The organism is Pseudomonas syringae group sp. 26L6, assembly GCF_032587815.1.
GTDB lineage: Bacteria > Pseudomonadota > Gammaproteobacteria > Pseudomonadales > Pseudomonadaceae > Aquipseudomonas > Aquipseudomonas amygdali.
On sequence record NZ_JAWHPJ010000050.1, the window covers coordinates 12,940 to 17,950 of the forward strand.

A 5,011-nucleotide genomic window follows, 5' to 3' on the forward strand; every position below is an offset into this window, starting at 1 on the left:
CAGGGAAGTTAAATCTTGAAACGCGCCACCATGCTCTGCAAATCGCTGCCCAAACGGGCCAGTTCTACAGTCGATGCGGCGCTTTGCTCGGTTGCCGAAGCCGATTGATCGGCAATGTCGCGCACGCTAAGCACGCTGCGGTTGATTTCGTCGGTCACGGCGCTCTGCTGCTCGGCCGCGGCAGAAATCTGCTGGCTCATCTGCTCGATCGTACCGATGGACTGATTGATCTCAACCAGTGCCTGCTCGGCCTGACGAGCCAGCACGACTGTGCCTTCGGTGCGTTGCAGGCTGGCATCCATCAGACCCGATGCGGCACCTGTACCTTTTTGCAACGCCTGAATCAGCGCTTCGATTTCCGTGGTGGAGTTCTGGGTACGCTGAGCCAGCGAACGTACTTCGTCAGCCACCACCGCAAAACCACGGCCCTGCTCACCCGCACGTGCAGCCTCGATGGCCGCGTTGAGCGCCAGCAGGTTGGTTTGTTCGGCAACGGCCTTGATCACGTCAATCACGCTACCGATCTTGCCACTGTCTTCGGTGAGGCGCTGCATGGCTTCGCCCAGCTGTTTCACTTCACCGGCCAATTGGCCGATTTCGCGAGTGGCGTGCTGCACCACACTGCTACCGTGAGCGGCACGTTCGCTGGCCTGTTTGGCCGCCAGCGAAGCGTCTTCGGTATTGCGTGCTACTTCCTGCACGGTCGACGCCATTTCGTTCATGGCGGTGGCAACCTGGTCGACTTCGTTTTTTTGCAACGTGACGCCGGCACTGGTCTGTTCGCTGACAGCAGACAATTGTTCGGCCGCCGTGGCGATCTGTGTCACACCGTTGCCGATGCCACCGATCAGGCCGCGCAGAGAAACCGTCATGTGCTGCATGGTGTTCTGCAACAGGCCCAGTTCGTCCTGGCGGGTGGTGCTGCTGTCATGGGTCAGATCGCCGTCGGCAATCCGGCGCGCCGCAATTACGGTGCTGTTCAACGGCACGGTAATCTGACGTGTGATCAGGAACGCAGCAAAGATGCCGACCAGCAGCACGACCAGCGCTACGCTCAGCAATTGCACCACAGCGGTTTGTTGTTCCTTCTTGGCACTGATGACCTGCAACGCCGCCAGATCATCGGCACGGGCAGCGGTCGCTATGGATTGCTGTTGCAGATCGGTACGGACTTGCTCGGTCTGCTGCAGCATGTCCGAAATCGACGACATCAGGACCTTGTATTGTTTCAACGCCACCAACGCGGCATCCACTGCAGCATTTGCCTCGACAGGCAATTGGCTGCGAGCGGCGTCCACTTGTGCGATCAGGGCGTCGGCGGCCTTATAGGTGGCCTGACGGTTGTCGGCATTCGGAACGCTCAGGTAGCGGCGAAACACCAGACGGAAATTGGTCATGCCGTTACGCAGGTCGCCAGCGATCTTGACCTGCCTGATGCCGGTTTCATTCGGCGAACGCAAGGTGTCGTCAATGGTCTTGTTCAGCAAATTCTCAAAGGTCGCGCTGACGTCATCGGACACCTTGATGATCGGTTTCAACGCCTCGTCGACTTTCTGATTGATGCCGACCAATTGGTCGAACGTCTGCTTCAGACCGCCCACCTGCTCCTTGATCTCGCGCAGCTTGGCCAGGTTGCTCGAGATCACGAACACCTGCAGGCCCTGATCCACACTGCGGCTCAAGGTATCCAGCGCGCTGGCGTAGTTCTGCACACCTGCGGCGGTAGGACCGGTCGCATAGGCTTGCGCAGCGATCCGGGCATTCAGGACGTCAGCCTTGATCTCGGCGACCTTGCTGCTTTTGCCCATGCGCTCGATCAGCAGGTTGGTGCTGGAGTAGCCGATGACGGTGACGGTCAGTACTCCGAGCAAAATAGCGGCAAAGCCCAGTCCGAGCTTCTTGCTGACTTTCAGATTGTCCAACCATTTTGCGCTCATTACGTGTGTGCCTTTGATTTTTCGGGATGCACGTGAATCGGCGCTGAAAGATTTAACTTGATAGTTAACGTTATCGGAATCACGCACGCGCCAATCGAAGGCACCCTGAAGCCCAAGAATTACGTGGCCGGAGCGCGATGATGAATATTTATTTAAATCGCCTGAGCAGAATTTTTCCGATGATTGGCACCGCGCGAAACCGGAAGATCACGCAATGAAACTGCCTTGATCTTCGCCTGTACGGAGCCATCGGAGATTGGCAACAGCGTCAGACGTTGCGGTCGGTGAAATGAACATCCAGCCGGATGTTTTCCGGCTCGTTGATCGCTGCCAGGTACTCGTCTACGGTGATTTCTCCGACGCAGGCCCGTGCGCCCGGTTGTGGGCGATAGCCACCGGCCATTTTGCCGCTCAGCGCGACGGCAGCACTGCCGGGGATCTCTGGGCCCTTGTCGTTCAGTGCAGTCAATTGCGCACGCATGTGCAGCGGCTGGCCGGTGAGGTCGACGCCATCGACATCGATGTACATCGCGCTCTTTCGATCACCCCAGTGTTCAAAGCGCGCGCCCCAACGGTACAGGCGCTCGGCCCACGACGCAGGATCGCGCAGCAGCCCACAGCGAATCGCCAGCGCCAGCAGCCAGGTCGCGATGCCGCCGGCCTTGAGCGCGGAGCCGGCCTTGAAGCTCAGATGCTGCGCGGCATAACGTGTCGCGAATACATCCAGGTCCGGGACGTCGACATTGGCCACCAGCCGTGTGCCCATGCCGGGCATCCGGCGCAGGGTCAGGTCCATCCAGCCATGGACTTCGTGGACCTTGCCGTTGCGCAGTTGCCTGATCGGCCGCCCGGCATTGGCCAGCACGCCACGCACGGTCGACAGACCGGGCATTTTCGCTGCCGAGGAGATGCCATGCTCTATCGAATCGATGCGCAGAAAACGCTGGCGATGCTGATCGATGATGGCCGCCGAAAGCGTCGGCACCGAGCTGCAACCGCTCAGCACACAGACGCCCGCCTCACGCGCTAAGGCATCCAGAGTGGCGATACCGGAGACGAAGGTCCGGCAATCCGACAGGTCGCAATAATTCACACCCGCCGCGATGCAATGCCGGGCCACGGCATACGACTGCCCCTGAAAAGGCCCCGCCGTGTGGATAAGCAGATCAATGCCCAATTCACCCAGCTCACTGCCCGCGCCGTCCTGCATGATGTCCACGCACCAGCTCTCGCAGAATCTGCCAGCCAGCGTTTGCAGTGCGGCAACCTTTTCCGCCAGCTTGCGCGGGTCGCGACCGGAGATGACCAGTTCGATGTCCGGCATCATCGCCAGATGATTGCAGATAAGGCTGCCGAAGTTGCCGTAGCCGCCGATGACCAATACGCGAAATGCCATTGACTCGTCCCTGAAATGCTGAAGGGTATGACCATGCCTTGCTACTCAGCGATTGCCGCGAGCGATGGCGATGAAATGCGCGTGCATTATTGATCATTGGCCGAATGCCGAGTACAAAACCCTGTGCCTTTTTGATCGTGCAAGGAGCAACGGATGCTGAAACTACACACCGAACGACTTTATCTGCGGACCCTGCTCGCCAGTGACTGGCCGTTGTTTCTGAGGCTGCACTCCGAGCCTCAGACCATGCAGTACGTCTTCGGGGAAATCGAAGAAGCACAAGTTCGCAAAGGCTTTGAGCATCGCCTTCCGGTGTGGACGCCAGAGTCCGATCACTGGCTGTGCCTGGTGGTCGTCGACAAGCAGAGCGGCGTGGAGCTGGGGGTCAGCGGCTTTCGCATCATGTCGCCAGGGCATGCCGAAGTAGGCTGTCTGTTGCTGCCGGAACATCAAGGCAAGGGCTTCGGCACCGAATCCCGCCGGGCAATCATCGACTACGCTGCCGCCATCGGCCTCGATTCACTGGAATCGACCGTGACCGATGGCAACATTGCCTCCTGCAAGGTGCTGGAGAAATGCGGTTTCTCTTTCGAACGCCGTGTCCCGCATGCCTATCAGATCGGCGATCAGTGGTTCGATGACCTGAAATATCACCTGCGACTGAGGTGACAAGCCCGCAGCCAAGCGTTAGCCAGGCTGCGGCAAGCGGCTCAGGCTTTGGGCCGCCCTCCCAGAATCGTCACTCGCTCGCCATAGCGCGAGTGCGGGAAGTAATCCCACACCGCGTGATGCTGGGTGCAGCGGTTATCCCAGAACACCAGCGTGTTGGGCTCCCAGCGCACGCGGCAACTGAGAGAGGGTTCACGGGCGATCAGGTCGAACAGCATGTTCAGCAGCGTGCGGCTCTCTCCTGCGGACAGTTGCACGATATGCGAGGTGAAACCGGAATTGACGAACAGGCTGCGGCGTCCGGTTTCAGGGTGGCGAGCCACCACAGGGTGCTCGCTTTTGGGAAGGTTGGCAGGCGGCTGATAGCCCTTCCACGGAATCTCGCCATCGTGAATGGCCGTCAGTTCGCCAAGAAACGCCTGCATCGCAGGCGAGAGCATTTCTATGGCCAGGTGCATGTTGGCAAACAGCGTGTCGCCACCGGTTCCAATGGCGGGCGTCTCTTTGACATACAGCATCGAGCCCATCGACGGCTCCAGGTCAGCGGTGCCATCGGTGTGCCACAGCTCGCCAGCAGCGAAGCGTGACTGGGCGTTGGCGCGCACCACGACCAGCTCCGGGTCATCGCCATCAATGCTTTCTACCGGCAAGGCACGTAACGGTCCAAACAGCCGGCCAAAGGCTTTGTGCTGCTCGACCGTCAGGTGCTGATCACGAAACACCAGCACGTGGTTTTCCAGAAAAGCGCGGCGAATTTCCTTCAGTTGCTCCGCACTGAGTGGCTGCGACAGGTCGACCCCGCCGACTTCGGCACCGATGATGGGTGTCAGGCGGTTGACCGTGATGCTGTGATACGGCGCGCGAGGCGCCCCCGCGATGCCTTCGATGGCCTTGAGTGCCATTTGATCCATGATCCCTCACCCTTGAATGGTTGGCATGGCCGATCACCATGTCCGTGGTTCGTCTACGGGAACGTCAGCCCCGCCTGAAAAACGTGCCGCTAACGCGC

General features: G+C 59.6%; 4 protein-coding genes and 1 pseudogene. 1 reads left to right on the forward strand and 4 read right to left on the reverse strand.

Features of this window, described 5'->3' with window-relative positions:
* Nucleotides 1-8: 8 nt before the first annotated feature.
* From RYA97_RS26625 to RYA97_RS19885, 3 genes and pseudogenes are all read right to left on the reverse strand, one after another.
* A complete protein-coding gene (locus RYA97_RS26625; RefSeq protein WP_371911635.1) occupies nt 9-881 on the reverse strand; it encodes a methyl-accepting chemotaxis protein in 873 nt (290 codons plus the stop codon).
* A 33-nt stretch (nt 882-914) separates the two neighbouring features.
* Nucleotides 915-1,937: pseudogene (locus RYA97_RS26630) on the reverse strand (methyl-accepting chemotaxis protein); the annotation flags it as partial.
* Nucleotides 1,938-2,205: 268 nt separating this feature from the next.
* Nucleotides 2,206-3,333, reverse strand: coding sequence for a saccharopine dehydrogenase family protein (locus RYA97_RS19885; protein WP_016982384.1), 1,128 nt, complete (start codon nt 3,331-3,333; stop codon nt 2,206-2,208).
* A gap of 153 nt (nt 3,334-3,486) precedes the next feature.
* Between RYA97_RS19885 and RYA97_RS19890 the strand changes: the two genes are divergently transcribed.
* Entirely contained in the window at nt 3,487-4,002 is a 516-nt protein-coding gene (locus RYA97_RS19890; RefSeq protein ID WP_005783120.1) for a GNAT family N-acetyltransferase, read from the forward strand.
* A gap of 41 nt (nt 4,003-4,043) precedes the next feature.
* Here RYA97_RS19890 and RYA97_RS19895 read toward each other — a convergent pair whose 3' ends face one another.
* Nucleotides 4,044-4,913, reverse strand: a complete 870-nt coding sequence (locus RYA97_RS19895) for a TauD/TfdA dioxygenase family protein (protein ID WP_057405135.1) — start codon at nt 4,911-4,913, stop codon at nt 4,044-4,046.
* Nucleotides 4,914-5,011 lie beyond the last annotated feature (98 nt).

What these genes read in the sequence shown, in the direction of transcription:
- RYA97_RS19890 (WP_005783120.1), top strand. Translation starts at nt 3,487, where the DNA reads ATGCTGAAACTACACACCGAACGACTTTATCTGCGGACCCTGCTCGCC.
- RYA97_RS26625 (WP_371911635.1), bottom strand. Translation starts at nt 881, where the DNA reads ATGCAGCACATGACGGTTTCTCTGCGCGGCCTGATCGGTGGCATCGGC.
- RYA97_RS19895 (WP_057405135.1), bottom strand. Translation starts at nt 4,913, where the DNA reads ATGGATCAAATGGCACTCAAGGCCATCGAAGGCATCGCGGGGGCGCCT.
- RYA97_RS19885 (WP_016982384.1), bottom strand. Translation starts at nt 3,333, where the DNA reads ATGGCATTTCGCGTATTGGTCATCGGCGGCTACGGCAACTTCGGCAGC.